Here is a 17864-nt window from a genome sequence, read left to right on the forward strand (position 1 = left end):
TTCGATGTATCGGCGCGATATAGTGGGCCGGTAGGTTGACCGAGCCGGTCACGGTGGCCAACGCGACCGGTCGCGGTTTGTTCCCGGAAGGGGGTGCGGTGTGCTCGAGCTCGCGATCTTGGGGCTGCTGCACGAGACCCCCATGCACGGTTACGTGCTGCGCAAACGTTTGCACGAGACGCTCGGGATGTTCCGGACGTTCTCGTACGGCTCGCTGTACCCGACCTTGCGCCGGTTGCTGCGCGCCGGTTACCTCGTCGAGGAGCTCGAAGAGGTGGAAGACCGGGCGTGGGCACGGCGGGGCAAGCGCGTGTACAAGCTCACCGCCGAGGGCAAGGAACGGTTCGCCGAACTGCTCGGCGACGCCGGGCCGCAGACGTGGGACGACGAAGGCTTCGGCGTCCACCTGGCGTTCTTTTCGAGGACACCGGCCGACGTCAGGATGCGAATCCTGGAAGGCCGCCGTCGTCGGGTCGAGGAACGCCGAGAAGGACTTCGGACGGCAATGGCGCGGGCCGAGGAGAAGATCGACCGCTACACCCGTGAGCTGCACCGGCTCGGGCTGGAGTCCAGTGAGCGGGAGGTGCGCTGGCTCAACGAGCTGATCGCGCACGAACAGGCCGAGCAGCGCGGACCGGAGACCTGAGGCGCTCTCCGAGCGCGCTGCGCATTACCTACAACTGTTGGACTAATGAAGGAGAAACCGGCATGGGCGAGAACCGCCGCGTTCGGGTGGCCATCGTGGGCGTCGGCAACTGTGCGGCCTCACTGGTCCAGGGCGTTCAGTACTACCGCGACGCGGATGCCGGCACCCGCGTGCCCGGGTTGATGCACGTCGTGTTCGGCGAGTACCACGTCCGCGACATCGAGTTCGTCGCCGCGTTCGACGTGGACGCCAAGAAGGTCAGCCGCGACCTGTCCGAGGCGATCTTCGCCAGCGAGAACAACACCATCAAGATCGCCGACGTGCCGCCGCTGGGTGTCACCGTGCAGCGCGGTCACACCTACGACGGTCTCGGCCGCTTCTACCGCGAGACCATCGAGGAGTCCGACGAGACCCCGGTCGACGTCGTCGCCGCGCTGCGCGAGGCCGAGGTCGACGTGCTCGTTTCCTACCTGCCGGTGGGCTCCGAAGAGGCCGACAAGTTCTACGCGCAGGCGTGCATCGACGCCGGTGTGGCGTTCGTCAACGCGCTGCCGGTGTTCATCGCCTCCGACCCCGAGTGGGCGGAGAAGTTCCGTGCGGCCGGCGTCCCGATCGTCGGTGACGACATCAAGTCCCAGGTCGGCGCCACCATCACGCACCGCGTGCTGGCGAAGCTGTTCGAGGACCGCGGCGTCCAGCTCGACCGGACGATGCAGCTCAACGTGGGCGGGAACATGGACTTCCTGAACATGAAGGAGCTGGAGCGGCTCGAGTCGAAGAAGATCTCGAAGACCCAGTCGGTCACTTCGCAGGTCGACCGCGAGCTCGGCAAGGGCAACGTCCACATCGGGCCGTCCGACTACGTGCAGTGGCTCGACGACCGCAAGTGGGCGTACGTCCGGCTCGAAGGCCGCGCCTTCGGCGACGTGCCGCTGAACCTGGAGTACAAGCTCGAGGTGTGGGACTCGCCGAACTCGGCGGGCATCATCATCGACGCCGTACGCGCCGCGAAGATCGCGAAGGACCGCGGCATCGGCGGCCCGATCCTCTCGGCTTCCTCGTACTTCATGAAGTCGCCGCCGGAGCAGTACGACGACGCCACCGCCCGTGACGCGGTGGAGAAGTTCATCGCCGGCGAGGCGTGACCGTTCTCTGACGTGGGCTGAAGGCTCCCTTCACCGCATTAGACGCGGTGAAGGGAGCCTTCAGCATTTTCCGACTTTCCGACGGTCTCGGCTCAGAACCGGCGATGTCACGTGACTGACCGGACGGCACGCGTGATCCAATGGACGACACGCGTGACTGGAGGGACGACACGACCGCGGCCGGGGTTCCGCCGCGAGTCGTCCGCCCGATCACGTGTGTCGTCCCTCCAGTCACGCGTGTCGTCCGGTCAGTCACGCGACACCGCCACCTGCGCACTGGCAGTAGGTACCTGGACACCTTTGCGCCTAAGCGTTCTCGCCACTCACGAGACCTGGCCGACTCGACGCCGATGCCCGTGGGCTCAAGTGTGCTAAAGGCTCCCTTCACCGCATTAGACGCGGTGAAGGGAGCTTTCGTCGCATCACATGCGGTGAAGGACGCTTTCAGCCCTCTTTGAGCAGCGCCGCCGGCAGGTCCGTGATCACCGGGACCACCGTCGTCTGCTCCAGCACCGCCGGATCCGGCGGGAAATGCGGATTCGGCACCGCGTACACCGTCATCCCCGCGGCCAGCGCCGCGCGCAGCCCGTTCGTGGTGTCCTCCACGGCCGCGCAGTTCTTCGGCTCCGCGCCCAGCAGCTCGGCCGCCTTCAGATACACATCGGGCGCCGGCTTCCCCGCGCCGACCTGCTCCGACGAGACCGCCGTCGGCACCGGCAGCCGCGTGATGTCGAGGAAGGCCTTGATCAGCAGCGGCGGCGACGAGCTCGCGATCGCCACCGGCCAGTGCTTCGCGACCTCGCGGACGACGCCGGGCGCGCCCGGGATGATCGGCGGCTTCTCCGCGTACCGCCGCGCCATCCGGTCGATCACCACCTGCGCGACGTCCGCGGGCCGCAGCTGGACGCCGAGGTCGTGCGCCAGATAGGCGGCCCATTCCGGGGTGCTCATCCCCTGCATGGCCCTGGTCGATTCCTCCCGCCAGGTGCCGTGGAACTCGTGGACGACCGCCCGGCGGACCTCGTCCCACATCGTTTCCGAATCCACCAGGACACCGTCGAGATCGAAGATCACCGCTTCCACACCGTCAACCCTAGGCGCTGGAAACCTGTGCGGCAGATTACTTAGCCATGCTCAGTAATTTTAGTTAGCATGGCTAAGTGACCACGAAAGTCGCCGATCTCGCCCACCGGCTCCGCCCGCTGGTGTTCCGGCTGTACTACCTCGTCCGCCGGGAGACACCGCAGGTGCAGCTCACCCTCACGCAGGGATCGGTGCTGTCGGAGCTGCTCAACGGCGGTCCGCGCCGGATGAGCACGCTCGCCGAACTGGAACGGGTCCGGATGCCGACGATGACCGACGTCGTCCGCCGTCTCGAACGGCTGGGCCTGGTCAGCCGCCGCCGCGATCCCGCCGACGGCCGGGCCGTGCTCGTCGAGGTCACCGAGGTCGGGCAGCGCTTCCATCGCCGGTTGATCGTCGCGAGGGAGGAGTTCTTCCGCGAACGGCTCCTCGAACTCGACGAGACCGACCGCGCCGCGATCGAAGCCGCGCTCCCCGCCCTCACCAGGTTGCTGCACGAAGAAAAGAAGGAGGAACTGATCCTCGATGAGCGCTGAGCCGCACTCGAGCCTGTTGGACGCCGTCAAGGGACAGCCCAAACAGGTCTGGATCACCGCGTTCGCCGCGGTCATCGCGTTCATGGGCATCGGGCTGGTCGACCCGATCCTGCTGTCGATCGCGGAAGGCCTGAAGGCGACGCCGTCCGAAGTGACGCTGCTGTTCTCCAGCTACCTCGGCGTCCAGGCGGTCGCCATGCTGGTGACCGGCGCGATGAGCGCCCGGTTCGGGGCCAAGCGGACCGTGGTCGTCGGGCTGACGCTGGTCGTCGTCGCCACCGCGCTGTGCGCCGCGTCCGGGTCGATCGAGCAGCTCATCGGGCTGCGCGCGATCTGGGGCCTCGGCAACGCCTTCTTCATCGCGACCGCGCTTTCGGTGATCGTCGGCGCCGCGACCGGCGGCCAGGCAGGCGCGATCCTGCTGTACGAAGCCGCGCTCGGGGTCGGTCTCGCGGTCGGCCCGCTGCTGGGTGCCCTGCTCGGCAGCATCTCGTGGCGCGGCCCGTTCCTCGGCACTTCGCTGCTGATGCTGTGCGGTCTCGTGCTGTGCTCGATCTTCCTGACCGCCGACGCGAAGGAGAAGCGGCCGAAGATCCGCCTGCTCGACCCGTTCCGCGCGCTGAAACACGGCGGGTTGCTGCGCACTTCGATCGGTTCCGCGCTGTACACGGCCGCGTTCTTCGTGGTGCTGGCCTGGTCGCCGTTCGTGCTGGAGTGGAGCGCCGTCGCCGTCGGCCTCATCTTCTGCGGCTGGGGCCTTTCGGTCGCCGTCGCGGGTGTGGTGCTGGCGCCGAAGCTGGCCGCGAAGCTCGGCGAGCGGCACGCGACCGTGGTCGCCGTCTTCGGTTACGCCGTCCTGCTGCTGGTCATGGCGATCCCGAGCAAGCCCGTGCTGGTGGTCGGCATCATCCTGTCCGGTCTGGTGTCCGGCCTGCTCAACACGCTCTTCACCGGTACGGCGATGTCGATCAGCGGCGCACCGCGCCCGGTCGCGAGCGCCGGGTACAACTTCTGCCGCTGGCTCGGCGGCGCGGTCGCCGCGACCGTCGTCGGTCACCTGGCCGAGTGGTTCGGCGCCAAGCAGGCGCCGTTCGTGATCGCCGCGATCCTGTGCGTGCTGGCCGGCGCCCTGCTGACGATCCGCGAGAAGTCCGCCGATCCGCACACGATTCCGGCCGAGGCCGTCCTCGTGGGCGAGGAGATGTAAAGCGGAACAAAGGGTGAACACCGGACCAACGAGGGGTTTCCTCTCGTCGGTCCGGTGCCTTAGCGTCGACCTCCCGAACTGCAGATGCGAGGTCCGCGTGAAATTCCTTCCGTTGCTGGCCGGCCACTCACCAAGCCGGGCGTCAGTGACCTGTACCTACCGCTGTGGCGACGCGTGCTTCCACGACGCGCCGAACACCTCGGACAACCCCACCTTCGCCGACGTGCTCGGCGCGGTGAGCCGCCGTGGCGCGTTGAAGGCGACCGCCGTCGTCGCGCTGGCCGCAGGCACCCCGCTCGCGCTCGCCGCGCCCGCGTCCGCCGCGCCCGAGGGACGGCCGAAACCGCCACCCGGCACGGACTACGAGCGGGTTCAGCCGAACACGCTCGACGCCGTCGTGGTGCCCGAGGGCTACGAGCAGGGCATCGTCATCCGCTGGGGTGACGCGGTGCTGCCCGGCGCGCCGGAATTCGACTTCGACCACCAGACCGCCGAGGCGCAGGCGAAGCAGTTCGGCTACAACTGCGACTTCGCCGCGCTGTTGCCGCTCGACCACTGGGGACTCTCTTCGCTCCTGGTCACCAACCACGAGTACACCTCGGAAGAGTTCATGTTCCGCGGTTACGACAAGGACAACCCGACCGAGGAACAGGTCAAGATCGCGTGGGCGGCCCACGGGCTGACCGTCGTCCAGGTGTCGCGCGGACGCGACACCGGGCACCTGCGGCCGAAGATGTCCCGCTACAACCGGCGGATCACGCTGCACACGCCGTTCAAGGTGACGGGTCCGGCGGCGGGCAGCGACCTGCTCAAGACCGCCGCCGACCCGACCGGCACGGTGGTGCTGGGCACGATGAACAACTGCGCGGGCGGCGTCACGCCGTGGGGCACGATCCTGTCCGGCGAGGAGAACATCAACCAGTACTTCGGGAACGCCGAAACGGTGGCCGACCCCGTGAAGCGCAAGCGCTACGCGCGCTACGGCATCAAGGGCACCGCGACCACCCGTAAGTGGGAGAGGTTCGACGCGCGCTGGGACATCGCCAGGGAACCGAACGAGGCCCACCGCTTCGGCTGGGTGATCGAGCTGGACCCGCACGATCCCGACAGCACCCCGGTCAAGCACACGCATCTGGGCCGGTTCAAGCACGAGACGGCGAACATCCGCGTCGCCAAGGACGGCCGCGTGGTCGCCTACTCCGGCGACGACGAGCGTTTCGAGTACATCTACAAGTTCATCTCGAAGGGCCGGATGAAACCGGGGAACAGCACGCACGCCCGGCGGCACAACATGACCCTGCTCGACGACGGCACGCTCTACGTCGGCCGGTTCACCGGCGACAGCCCGCCCGCGGAGATCGACGGCACTGGGAAACTGCCCAGCGACGGCGAATTCGACGGCGGCGGCGAATGGATCCCGCTGGCGTCCGGGAACAAGTCCTTTGTGGACGGAATGACCGCCGAAGAGGTCTACGTCTTCACCCGCGAGGCGGCCGATCGGGTGGGCGCCACCAAGATGGACCGTCCCGAGGACATCCAGGCCCATCCGTACACCGGCCGGATCTACTGCGCGCTGAGCAACAACGTCGAGCGCGGAAACCCCGGCAAGGAAGGCGCCACCGAGCCCAACCCGCGGCTGAACAACAAGCACGGCCAGGTCCTGGAGCTCGAAGAACGGCGCGGGGACGCGCTCGCGCTGACGTTCAGCTGGCGGCTCTTCCTGGTGTGCGGCGATCCGGCCTCGCCGGACACCTATTTCGCCGGTTTCCCCAAGGACCAGGTCTCGCCGATCTCCAGCCCGGACAACGTGGCCTTCGACCGGCACGGCAACCTCTGGATCTCCACCGACTCGGCGGGTGCCCTCGGCATCAACGACGGCCTCTACTCGGTGCCGCTGGAGGGTCGCAACCGCGGCGAGCTGAAGCTGTTCCTCACCGTGCCCCGCGGCGCGGAGACCTGCGGGCCGATCGTCGAGCGGAAGATCGTCACGGTCTGTGTCCAGCATCCGGGTGAAGTGGACGGCGCGAACGCCGACAAACCGGCCTCCCATTGGCCGGACGGCGGGGAAACCCAGCCCCGTCCCTCGGTGGTGGCGGTGTGGAAACCCGGCAGGCATGGCCTGGCGGATATCGGTTCCTAGTCGAAAAGCAACGATCTAGCAGTACTTTTGGTCGATGGCGCGCTGCCTGGCTCGGCAGCGCGCCATCGCTCGTTCGCGCGCTGTTCATCTTCTGGCCAGAGCTGGATCGTTTTGGTCGCTTACCGTCACGACGTTCCCCCGACTGGACTACGTGTACCCACCGCGACCATGGAGGCCCTGTGTCCTTCGAGCCTCAGCGGCTCCTGCCGTTGATCACCTCCCACCCCGGTGGCCGCTCCGCGGTCACCTGCGAGTACCGCTGCGGCAACGCGTGCGCCCACCCCGAGCCGAACACGTCGGACAACGAGTACTTCGGCGACGTCGTCAAGAACATGCTGTCCCGCCGTGGCGCGCTGAAGGCCGGCGCCGTGATGGCCGCCGCCGCGGGCGGTTTCGCCGCGCTGTCCGGCACGGCCGCCGCCGAAACCCCGGCTGACGTCTCCGCCGCGGGCCACGGCAAGCCGGGCCGCCCCGGGCGTCCGGTGCCCGGCACCGACTTCGAAGCGGTGCCGCCGAACACCCTCGACGCGATCACCATCCCCGAGGGTTACGAGCAGCGCGTCGTCATCCGCTGGGGCGACGCCGTCGAGTGGGGCGCGCCGAAGTTCGACTTCCACAAGCAGACCGCGGCCGCGCAGGCGAAGCAGTTCGGCTACAACTGCGACTTCGTCGGCCTGATCCCGCAGGATCCGCTGGGCATCCGCAACCTGCTGGTGGTGAACCACGAGTACACCACCGAGGTCCACATGTTCCCGGCCGACCAGTACGACCCGAAGAACCCGACCGAGGAGCAGGTCAAGATCGCGTGGGCGGCGCACGGCCTTTCGGTCGTCCAGGCCTTCCGCGACCCGATCGGCGGTGCCCTGCGTGTGACGCCGAGCCCGTTCAACCGCCGCATCACGCTGAACACCGCCTTCGAGGTGCGTGGCCCGGCCGCCGGTTCGAAGTACCTCCAGACCTCCGCGGACCCGACCGGCCGCAAGGTCTTCGGCACGCAGAACAACTGCGCCGGCGGCGTGACCCCTTGGGGCACCGTGCTTTCCGGCGAGGAGAACGTCAACCAGTACTTCGCCAACGCGGCCAAGGTCACCGACCCCGTCGCGGCGGCACGCCTGAAGCGGTACGGCTTCTCCGGCACCGAAAGCACCCGTAAGTGGGAGCGGTTCGACAAGCGCTGGGACCTCGCGCAGGAGCCCAACGAGGCCAACCGGTTCGGCTGGGTCGTCGAAATCGACCCGAACGACCCGAACTCGACGCCGATCAAGCACACCGCGCTCGGCCGGTTCAAGCACGAGGCCGCGAACATCAAGATCACCAAGGACGGCCGCGTCGCCGTCTACTCCGGTGACGACGAGCGCTTCGAATACATCTACAAGTTCGTCTCCAAGGGCAAGTACAAGCCGGGCAAGAGCGCGCACGCGCGCCGCCACAACTCGGCGCTGCTCGACGACGGCACCCTGTACGTCGCCCGGTTCACCGGCGACAGCCCGGCTTCCGAGATCGACGGCACCGGGAAGCTCCCGGCGGACGGCGAATTCGACGGCGTCGGCGAGTGGATCCCGCTGGCCGCCGGCAACAAGTCCTTTGTGGACGGTTTCACCGCCGAAGAGGTCTACGTCTTCACCCGCGAGGCGGCCGACAAGGTCCAGCCGACCAAGATGGACCGGCCCGAGGACATCGAGCCGAACCCGGTCAACGGCCGGATCTACGCCGCGCTGACCAACAACAGCCAGCGTGGCCCCGCCGGCAAGGCGAACGTCGACGAGGCGAACCCGCGGCCGAACAACCGCAACGGTCACGTCCTCGAATGGGAAGAGGACCGAGGCGACGCCGCGTCGACGAAGTTCTCGTGGCGGCTCCTGCTGGTCTGTGGTGACCCGAAGACGGCGGACACCTACTTCGGCGGTTTCCCGAAGGAGCAGGTCAGCCCGATCTCCTGCCCGGACAACGTCGCGTTCGACCGGCACGGCAACCTGTGGATCTCCACCGACGGCAACGCGCTGGGCGCGCACGACGGCCTGTTCTCGGTGCCGGTCGACGGTCCGGAACGCGGGCACGTCAAGCAGTTCCTGTCGGTCCCGGTCGGCGCGGAATGCTGTGGCCCGGTGGTGACCGATCACCTGGTGCTCGTCGCCGTGCAGCACCCGGGTGAGGACGCGGACAGCTCCGCGAACCCGACGTCGCACTGGCCGGACGGCGGCACTTCGCAGCCGCGGCCGTCGATCGTTTCGGTGTGGAAGAAGGGCCGCTGGGGCCAGGTCGGCCGCATCGGCGTCAAGTAGTGGCCTCCGGCGCCCCGATCACTCTCGGCGAGACTTGTTCCGCCTGATCGGGGCGCCGGACGACACCGTTCGGTGATGACGGAAGCCGGTCGCGCTCATTAGCTTCAGCCCTGTGAAAAGGGCACTGGTGTTCATGACGGCAGGCGCGCTCGTCTTCGGCTTCGTCCCTTCCTACGCGCAGGCGACGACGGTCCCGTCCGGCTGCGCCGGCGGCGCCGCGCCGAATCCGAGCGTCGAGCAGGGCAGCCCGCCCGCCGGGTACACGTTCAGCCCGGCCGCCCCGGTGCCGCCCGGCACGCCGAGGAGTAAACAGCCCCGGCTGTCGACGGCGAGTGGCTACCAGCCCGACGGCGGCCGGTACGCCCTCATCGCGACCCCGGACAAGATGGTCAGCACCGCCTACGCGGCACTGAAGTTCGTGCCCGGTGCCGTCTACACCCTGACCGACTGGACCGGCACGAACCTCCAGCGCACGGACGCCGTCCAGGAGACTGGGCTCCGGTTCTACGACGGGTCCGGCAAGGTCGTCCTGGAGAACAAGCTCAAGGTCACGCACGCCGTCGAAAGCGACGGCGCGCTGGCGCGGCAGGACTTCCCGCCGTCCATCGCGCCGCCGTCGGCGGGCTCCGTGAAGTTCTTCGCCGCCACCGACCGCAACTGGGTCATGTGGGACTGCGTCCACCTGCAGGTCGCCTCGTTCTCGGCCAAGGCCGAGGTGCGGGATCCGGCGAGCGGCGCCTGGGGCGCCACGGCCACCCTCGAGGCGGGCACCACCGCGAACTACCGGTTCACCGTCACCAACGACGGCACCACGACGCTGACCGACATCAAGGTCGAAGACCCGTATTGCGACGGGAAACCAGCGCCGATCGCGACCCTCGACAGCGGCAAGTCCGCGACCGTCACCTGTGACCACAAGAACGTCACCGAAGCCGACAACGGCCACGTCAGCACCGTGACCGTCTCCAGCGGCACCCTGCCGAAGAAGACCGCGACGACGACCATCAAGGTCACCCCGCCGCCCGCGATCGACGAGATCGGCGAGCTCGTCTGGGACGACGTCGACCGGAACGGCCTCCAGGACGCCGGGGAGCCGGGCGTTCAGGGCGTGAAGGTGACATTGAAGGACGCCTCGGGCAAGGCGCTCGGGACGATCACCACGGACGCCGGTGGGAAGTATCGCTTCACCAAGCTGAAGGACGGCATCTACCAGGTCTGCTTCGACATCGCCGGGCTTCCGTACACCTACACGGCGAAGGACGCGGGCGACGACGCGAAGGATTCGGACGCCGACCCGGCGACCGGCTGCACCGCGACCACCACCGTCGGCCCTCGCAAACGCGTGGACCTGACGCTCGCGGCAGGGCTGAACGCGCCGACGAGCAGGCTGGGCGACTTCGTGTGGCTGGACAAGGACAAGGACGGTCTCCAAAGCCGCGACGAGCTCGGCGTCCCGGACGTGAAAGTGACCTTGAAGGACGCTTCCGGCAAAGAGGTCGGCTCCACCGTGACCGCCCCAGACGGGCGCTACGCCTTCGAGCGCCTGGCCCCGGGCTCGTACCAGGTGTGCTTCGACGTCGGCTCGCGCCGGCTGACCCGCTCCGGCGCCGCGTCCCACAACGGCACCGACTCCGCGGCGGACCCCGCGACCGGCTGCACCCCGGTCGCCTCCCCTGGCTCCCCGGAAGACCTGACCAGGGACGCCGGCCTGCTCGACCCGTGATCGCCGAGTTACGCCTTCAAGCACGCGAGTTACGCCTCCAATCACGCGAGTCGCGTCTTGCCCGCGAACTGTCGGTGGGTGCCGCTAACGTCGCCGACCGTGACCTCACATCTCGACGCCACCCGCGAGTCCTACGACACCGTCGCCGAGGACTACGCGACCCGTGTCGGACGGCTCTTCGACCAGGAGCCGATCAGCCGCGCGATGCTGGCCGCCTTCGCCGAACAGGTGCGCGGCCCGGTCGCCGATGTCGGCTGCGGTCCCGGCCACGTCACCGCCCACCTGGCGTCGCTCGGCCTCGACGTCACGGGTGTCGACTTGTCGCCGAAAATGATCGAGGTGGCCCGTCGCCGGTATCCTGACCAGCGGTTTTCCGTCGGTTCGATGACCGCCCTCGACCTCCCGGACGGCGAGCTGGGCGGCCTCGTCGCCTGGTGGTCGATCTTCCACCTGCCACCGGACGTGCTCCCCGAGGTGTTCGCGGAGTTCCGCCGCACGCTCGCGCCCGGCGGGCGTCTGCTCGTCGGATTCCACGTCGGTGACGAGCGCCTGAGCCCGGAAACGGCGTACGGCCACCCGGTCAGCTACGACGCCTACCTGCTGGATCCCGGCGTGGTCGCCGTCCTGCTGGGCGACGCCGGCTTCGAGGTGACCGCGCGGCTGACCATGGAAGGGAGGAAATGGCCACAGGCCTGTCTGTCCGCCCGCGCGGTTTGACGCGCGGGCCGCGGACCTGATCTCCTGCGCACGCAACCGAGCCGGGCGGGGTCATGACGCAGACGAACACGACCACGGGTGAGAACACGCCCGACTGGCCTTCGCGTACCTGGTTCCGCCGGCCGTCGACCTGGACGTGGTTCGGGTTCGGCCTGGTGCTGATGGTCTACGCCGACCTGGCGTGGCGGCGTCGTTGGATGAGCGACGACGGGTTGATCGTGCTTCGGACGGTCCGTCAGATCCTCGCCGGCAACGGGCCGGTGTTCAACATCGGCGAACGCGTCGAGACGAACACGAGTCCTTTGTGGACGGCGGCGCTGACCGTGCTCGGGCTGCTCCCCGGAGTGCCGCTGGAGTGGATCTCCGTGGTCACCGGGCTGGTCTTCTCGGTCGCCGGGCTGTTCTTCGGCCTGGACGGTGCCCGGCGGCTCTATCAGCCGCTCGCGTTCCACGGGCTCGCGCCAGCCGGGGCACTGGTGGTCTGCGCGCTGCCGCCGTTCCGCGACTTCGCGACGTCCGGGCTGGAGACCGGCCTGATCACGCTGTGGCTGGGCGGCACCTGGTGGCTGCTCGTCCGCCGGGCGTCCACAATGGACGATCTGCGCACCTGGCCGGTCGCCGTGGTCGCCGGGCTCGGGCCGTTGGTGCGGCCAGACCTCGCGCTGTTCAGCGCGGTCGCACTGGTGGCACTGCTCGTGCTGGTGCGGCCGGGAGGTCGTCGTGGGCTGGGCCTGCTGGCCGTGGCGGGCGCGCTCCCGTTGGCGTATCAGGTCTTCCGCATGGGCTACTACGGTCTGCTCACGCCGAACACCGCCCTGGTCAAGGAAGCGTCGGAGGCGAACTGGGCCCGCGGCTGGGCCTATCTGACCGACCTCGTCCAGCCGTACTGGCTGTGGCTCCCGCTGCTGGTGCTCGCCGTCGCGGCCGTCACGGTTTCGTCCACTGTGGACAAGACGTTCGTGGTGCTCACCGCGGTCCCGCTCGCCGGGGCGGTGCTGCTCGCGGGGTACGTGATCCGCGTCGGCGGGGATTTCATGCACGGCCGCATGCTGCTCCCGGCGCTGTTCTGCCTGCTGTTGCCCGTGCTGGCGCTGCCGGTGACGAGGCTGACCGTGGCGTTCCTGGTCGTCGTCGGGATCTGGGCGTTCGTGGCCGCCGCATCGCTTCGTCCGGCGTCGTCGGCTTCTCCGCGCGCGGTCGGCGTCACGGACGAGCGGTCGTTCTGGTCGCGGTCGACCGGGCACGAACACCCGGTCCTGGCCGACGACTACGCCGACCATCCGTTGATGCCGTCGGCGCTGGACGCCGTCCACGGCGTGGCCGGCCCGGCGGTGCTGGTCCAGGACTACGCGACCAGACGCTGGTACGCGTACCCGACGGACCGGCCGTACGTGACCGTCGCGGCGGACAGCATGGGCGCACTCGGCCTGCTGATCCCGCTCGACATGCGGCTGCGCGACGGTTACGGCCTCGCGAACCCGTTCGCCGCGCATTCGGCGTCGCTCCCCAACGGCCGTCCCGGGCACCAGAAATGGCTGCCGCCGGTGTGGGAGCTGGCGAATTCGGCGCGGCTCCCGATCGCCGAGGGCGGCCCGGCCCGCGCCGAGGACGTCGCCGCCGCCCGAGCCGCGCTCGACTGCCCGGACCTCGTGGCGATCGACGCTTCGGTGCGAGACCCGCTGACCGCCGGCCGCTTCGCGGAGAACTTCGCCGGGTCGTTCACGCGCGGCTCCGTGCGGTTCCCGCGGGTGGCGACCCCTCCCGTCGTGTGCGCCCCCTGATCACGCGTGTGCGCCCTCCAATCACGCGAGTTACGCCTTCAAGCACGCGAGATCGCCTTCCAAGCACGCGAGACACGCTTTCGATCACGCGAGACCGCCGTACTAGCGTGGCGGGCATGGCTGATCTCCCCCAGGCTCTCGTCACCGGCGCCACCCGCGGCATCGGTGCCGCGGTCGCCCGCGCGCTCGCTCCGACCCACCGGCTGCTGCTCGGCGGTCGCGACGCCGACGCGCTCGGCGAACTGGCGGGCACGCTGCCCGACGCGCGGCCGTGGCCGATCGACCTGACCGACGACGAGGCACTGGAAACGGCGACGGCCGAATTCGGCGAACTGGACGTGCTGGTGCACTCGGCGGGCGTGGCGCGGCTCGGCACGGTCGAGACCGCGACCGACGCCGACTGGCGGGCAAACTTCGAGGTCAACGTGCTCGCGGTCGTCACGCTGACCCGGCGGCTCCTGCCCGCGCTGCGTGTTTCGAAGGGGCACGTCGTCGTGATCAACTCGGGTGCCGGGCAGAACGCCCGCCCGGGCTGGGGCCCGTACGCCGCGAGCAAATTCGCCGTCCGCGCCTTCGCCGACTCCCTGCGGGAGGAGGAGTCCGCGCTTCGGGTGACGTCGATCTACCCCGGCCGCACGGACACCGAAATGCAGCAGGCGATCGTCGCCGACGAGGGCCGCGCGTACGAGCCGGAACGCTTCCTGCGCCCCGAATCCGTCGCGGCCGCCGTCCTCTCCGCAGTTTCGGCGACCGGTGACGCGCACCCGACCGAGGTGATCCTGAGGCCGCGAGGGCTGGTCTGACGCGTTTCGCGCCAGGGCAGGCGAGTCAAGCGCGAAGGCGTGCCGAGGTGTCGGCGACTTCGGCCTGCACCTGGGCGCGGTCCACCCGCAGGGATTCGCCGTCGCCGACGACCTGCTCGCCCGCCACCCACACGTCGCGTACGCGGCGTGAGCCCGCGGCCCACACCAGGTTCGAGAGCAGCTGCACGTCCGGCACGTCGAGGCCGGCCGCGAAGGCCGGGTCGTCGAGGTCGACGTGCACCATGTCCGCCCACCGGCCGGTTTCCAGCGCGCCGATGTCGGTCCGGCCCAGCGCGTCCGCGCCGCCGCGGGTGCCGAGCAGGAACGCGTCGGCCGCGGTCAGCACGGTCGAGTCGCCGGTCGCGAGCCGCGCGAACATCGCCGAGAGCTGCAGTTCCTCCCACAGGTCGATGTCGTCGTTCGACGCCGGACCGTCCGTGCCGAGCCCGATGGCGACGCCCGCCTTGCGAAGTTCCGTCACGCGCGCGATGCCCGAAGCGAGCTTCGCGTTCGAGCCCGGGCAGTGCGCCATCCCGACCCCGCGCGCGGCGAACAGCGCGATGTCCTCGTCGGACAGGTGGATGGCGTGCGCGGCCAGCGTCCGGCCCCGCAGCATCCCGACCTTCTCCAGCAGCGTGGGCACCGAGCCGTGCGCTTCACGCTGCTTGACGTCTTCGAGCGCCGCCTCGGCCACGTGGATCTGCACCAGCGCGCCCCGCTCGGCCGCGGATTCCGCGGTCGCCCGCAGCGCCTCCTCGTTCAGCATGTACGCCGAGTGCGGCCCGTAGCCGACCTCGATCCGCTCGCCCGGCCCGAACCGGAGGCCGTCCGTGTCGATCCAGCGTTCGATGCTCTTCAGCATCGCGCGCCAATCCATCCCGGGCAGTTCCATGATCGGCGGGCCCAGCACCACGCGGCCACCGGTGGTGAGCACCGCGTCTGCGAGCTGCTCGCCTTCGAAGTACATCTCCGCGCTGGTCGTGACACCGTGCCGCAGCATCTCGACCGAGCCCAGCAGCATGCCGGTGCGGATGTCGGCGGGCTTCAGCTTCGCTTCGGTGGGCCAGATGATCTCGGTCAGCCACGGCAGCAGCGGCAGGTCGCCGCCCATCCCGCGCAGCAGCGTCATCGGGCTGTGCGCGTGCGCGTTGACCAGACCGGGCAGGAGGATGCCGCTCAACCGGGTGACGGGAGCGGACGTTTCGGGTGCCTCGGACGCAGGACCGACATGGGTGATCCGCCCCGCCTCGTCCACGTCGACCACGGCGTCACGCAGCAACGAGCAGGCGGGGTCGGCGGGGAGAACGACGGGAGCGTGGAAACGGCGTTGCATGAACCGAGCTTACGGTTAGTCCACCACTCCGCTCCGCCACGCCCACGCCGCGATCTCCACCCGGTTCCGCGCGCCGACCTTTCCCTGCACCGACGCCAGATGCGTCTTCACCGTCGACAGCGACAGGAACAGCTCGGCCCCGATCTCCGTGTTCGTCAGCCCCTTCGCGGCCGCCTTCACGACGTCCAGCTCCCGCGCGGTCAACGGCTCCGAAGGCGGGCTGACGTCGCGTTTCACCGCGCCGCCGTCGAAATGCTTCAGCAGCCGGACGGTGATCTGCGGCGAGACCAGCGCGTCCCCGCGCGCGGCCGCGCGTACGGCTTCGATCAGCAGCGCGGGCCCGGCGTCCTTCAGCAGGAACCCGCTCGCGCCGTTCCGCAGCGCGGTGTGCACGTACTCGTCGAGGTCGAACGTCGTGACCACCACCACCTTCAGCGGATCGGTGACGTCCGGGCCCGCCAGCTGCTTGGTGACTTCGAGCCCGTCGATCCCGGGCATGCGGATGTCCAGCAGGCAGACGTCCGGCCGCAGTTCGCGCGCCTTCGCGACCGCCGAGACCCCGTCCGCCACGTCGGCGACCACCTCGATGTCGTCCTGCGCGTCCAGGATCATCCGGAAGCCGATCCGCACCATGTCCTGGTCGTCGGCGATCAATACCCGGATCACTCTTCTCCTTCAAGTGGTAGCCACGCTTCGACGCGCCATCCGCCGCCCGGCGCCCGCCCGGCGGAAAGCCGGCCGTGCAGCAGGGCGACCCGTTCGCGCATGCCGATCAGACCGTAGCCGCCCGACCCACCGGCCGGACGCCGCTGGGGCTCGCGTCCGTCATCGGTCACCTGGAGGTGCAGTTCGTTCCCGGTCACCTCGGCGATGACCAGCGCCTCCTTCGCGCCCGACGCGTGCTTGCCGACGTTCGTCAACGACTCCTGCACCAGCCGCAACGCCGACCGCCCGACCTCGTGCGGCACGTTCGACGGCAGTTCGAGCTTCATCGACGTCTTCACGCCGTGGTTCGACCGTTCGATCAGCGTGCGCAGGTCGGCGGCGAGATCGGTGGTGGCCTGTTCGCTGAACTCGCTGCTCCCGGCCGGTGCGTCGCCGCGCATGCTCCGCACGAGCCGCCGCATCGCCGCCAGCGCCTCCACCCCGGCGTCCTCGATCCGGCCCATCGCCTCGACCGCGACCTGCGGGTTCTTCTCGCCCATCATCTTCGCCGCCTGCGCCTGCACGACGATCCCGGTGACGTGGTGGGCGACGACGTCGTGCAGCTCCCGCGCCAGCGCCATCCGCTCCGACGTCTGGGCGTCACTGATCGCCGACTGGATGACCTGCGTGCGTTCCGAATCCCGCGAACGCAACGCCAGGCCGACCGCCACCGAGATGCCGAGCAGCAGCACCGCGGCCACGGCGAGGCCCGCGATGTCGTCCGGGTCGGTCATCAGCGTGGGTGTCGGCCGTTTGGTGTTGAGGACGCAGGCCACGGCGACCACCGTGGACAGCCCGGCGATCCGGGGCAGGGCCTTGCTCAGCCCGACCGCCCGGACCAGGGTGACGACCAGCCCCATCCCCGCGACGATCTGCGTCCCCGGCACCCCGCCGGGCGTCGGGTAGTCGTAGCGAAGCCGGAGGAACGGCGTCACCAGCGCTGAAAGCAGCATGACCGCGGTGAGCGCGACCATCGCGTCGGCAGGCCGTCGCGGCGCGGCGACCGCGATGATCGCCGCGACGATCGAGCAGACCAGGATCGGGAAGCCGTGTGCCCCGCTGGAGTAGGTGAAACCGAATTCCAGGATCAGCGCGATGCCCAGCATGCCGATGAGCGGCCATTGGCCCATCACCAGCTTGTTGAGCTTCTGCAGCTGCTGAAGCTTCTTGTCGCGTTTCGGATCCGGCGTGCGGTCGCGCCCGGGGATCGCGAAGACCAGCGTGCCGCCCAGCAGGATGCCGCCGAACAGCATCGCCTGCGCCATGGTGCCGTTCGACTCGCTGCCGGAGTAGTACCGGCCGGACACCGCGGTCAAGGTGGCCAGCACCAGACCGGAGATCACGGCGAAGGCGACCCCCGGCCGCGCCCGGCGCGCGGCGTAGAACAGGACCTCGACCCCCGCCACCACCTCGGTGATGGACAGATGCGCGAGCACGCTCGAGTAGGTCGGGATGTCGAAGTACCGGACGACCAGCGTGTACGCCACCAGCACGACCGAGGCCGCGACGGCGGCGACGGCGGCCCGCTTCCGCGCCCAGAGCGCGCAGAACACCATCGCGAAGATGCCGGGGAACAGCAGGAGATCGATGCCGCGCGGGCCCGTGTCGTCGAAAGCCGCGTCGGTCACGAAGACCAGGTCGAACGCGAGCGCGGCCAGCAGGACGACGGCGGGCATGCCGATACGTCGCGCGAGCGCACTCACCCGCGCGGTGAACTTGTTCTGGGCCGGACCTGCTGTCACACCGTGACGGTAGAGGATCGG

General features: G+C 69.3%; 14 protein-coding genes. 10 read left to right on the top strand and 4 right to left on the bottom strand.

What is annotated here, in order from left to right; translation table 11 throughout:
• Positions 1-100 precede the first annotated feature (100 nt).
• Both MJQ72_RS42345 and MJQ72_RS42350 read left to right on the top strand, forming a co-directional pair.
• Entirely contained in the window at positions 101-646 is a 546-nt protein-coding gene (locus MJQ72_RS42345; RefSeq protein WP_005168208.1) for a PadR family transcriptional regulator, read from the top strand.
• A 62-nt stretch (positions 647-708) separates the two neighbouring features.
• On the top strand, positions 709-1791 hold the full coding sequence (locus MJQ72_RS42350; RefSeq protein ID WP_016338274.1) for an inositol-3-phosphate synthase: 1083 nt from the start codon (positions 709-711) through the stop codon (positions 1789-1791).
• 444 nt (positions 1792-2235) lie between these two features.
• On the opposite strand, the gene MJQ72_RS42355 is transcribed toward MJQ72_RS42350, so the two are convergent.
• A complete protein-coding gene (locus tag MJQ72_RS42355) occupies positions 2236-2874 on the bottom strand; it encodes an HAD family phosphatase (RefSeq protein ID WP_240596447.1) in 639 nt (212 codons plus the stop codon).
• 77 nt (positions 2875-2951) lie between these two features.
• Between MJQ72_RS42355 and MJQ72_RS42360 the strand changes: the two genes are divergently transcribed.
• The 8 genes from MJQ72_RS42360 to MJQ72_RS42395 all read left to right on the top strand — a co-directional run bounded on the left by MJQ72_RS42360 (position 2952) and on the right by MJQ72_RS42395 (position 14063).
• The gene (locus tag MJQ72_RS42360) at positions 2952-3410 is read left to right on the top strand and encodes a MarR family winged helix-turn-helix transcriptional regulator (RefSeq protein WP_240596448.1); all 459 of its coding nucleotides are present in this window, start codon (positions 2952-2954) and stop codon (positions 3408-3410) included.
• Positions 3400-4617 (top strand): MFS transporter, encoded by a 1218-nt coding sequence (locus MJQ72_RS42365; protein ID WP_240596449.1) that lies wholly within the window; start codon positions 3400-3402, stop codon positions 4615-4617. The genes MJQ72_RS42360 and MJQ72_RS42365 overlap by 11 nt, the downstream gene beginning before the upstream one ends.
• Positions 4618-4714: 97 nt before the next feature.
• Entirely contained in the window at positions 4715-6757 is a 2043-nt protein-coding gene (locus MJQ72_RS42370) for a PhoX family phosphatase (RefSeq protein WP_240596450.1), read from the top strand.
• A 179-nt stretch (positions 6758-6936) separates the two neighbouring features.
• A complete protein-coding gene (locus MJQ72_RS42375) occupies positions 6937-9039 on the top strand; it encodes a PhoX family phosphatase (protein ID WP_240596451.1) in 2103 nt (700 codons plus the stop codon).
• Positions 9040-9166: 127 nt separating this feature from the next.
• Positions 9167-10762 (top strand): SdrD B-like domain-containing protein, encoded by a 1596-nt coding sequence (locus MJQ72_RS42380; protein ID WP_396427031.1) that lies wholly within the window; start codon positions 9167-9169, stop codon positions 10760-10762.
• 99 nt (positions 10763-10861) lie between these two features.
• Positions 10862-11479, top strand: a complete 618-nt coding sequence (locus MJQ72_RS42385) for a class I SAM-dependent methyltransferase (RefSeq protein ID WP_240596453.1) — start codon at positions 10862-10864, stop codon at positions 11477-11479.
• A gap of 53 nt (positions 11480-11532) precedes the next feature.
• Positions 11533-13260 carry a hypothetical protein gene (locus tag MJQ72_RS42390; RefSeq protein WP_240596454.1) on the top strand — a complete coding sequence of 576 codons (1728 nt, stop codon included), beginning with the start codon at positions 11533-11535 and terminating at the stop codon, positions 13258-13260.
• A 116-nt stretch (positions 13261-13376) separates the two neighbouring features.
• Complete coding sequence (locus MJQ72_RS42395) at positions 13377-14063, top strand: SDR family oxidoreductase (RefSeq protein ID WP_240596455.1); 687 nt, start codon at positions 13377-13379, stop codon at positions 14061-14063.
• A gap of 25 nt (positions 14064-14088) precedes the next feature.
• On the opposite strand, the gene MJQ72_RS42400 is transcribed toward MJQ72_RS42395, so the two are convergent.
• The 3 genes from MJQ72_RS42400 to MJQ72_RS42410 are packed head-to-tail and all read right to left on the bottom strand — an operon-like array spanning position 14089 to position 17843.
• Positions 14089-15396 (bottom strand): amidohydrolase family protein, encoded by a 1308-nt coding sequence (locus tag MJQ72_RS42400; protein WP_240596457.1) that lies wholly within the window; start codon positions 15394-15396, stop codon positions 14089-14091.
• 15 nt (positions 15397-15411) lie between these two features.
• Positions 15412-16062 carry a response regulator transcription factor gene (locus MJQ72_RS42405; protein ID WP_007032342.1) on the bottom strand — a complete coding sequence of 217 codons (651 nt, stop codon included), beginning with the start codon at positions 16060-16062 and terminating at the stop codon, positions 15412-15414.
• Positions 16059-17843 (bottom strand): sensor histidine kinase, encoded by a 1785-nt coding sequence (locus MJQ72_RS42410; protein WP_396426915.1) that lies wholly within the window; start codon positions 17841-17843, stop codon positions 16059-16061. Before MJQ72_RS42410 ends, MJQ72_RS42405 begins: the two co-directional genes overlap by 4 nt.
• Positions 17844-17864: the final 21 nt, after the last annotated feature.

It is taken from the genome of Amycolatopsis sp. EV170708-02-1 (assembly GCF_022479115.1).
GTDB lineage: Bacteria > Actinomycetota > Actinomycetes > Mycobacteriales > Pseudonocardiaceae > Amycolatopsis.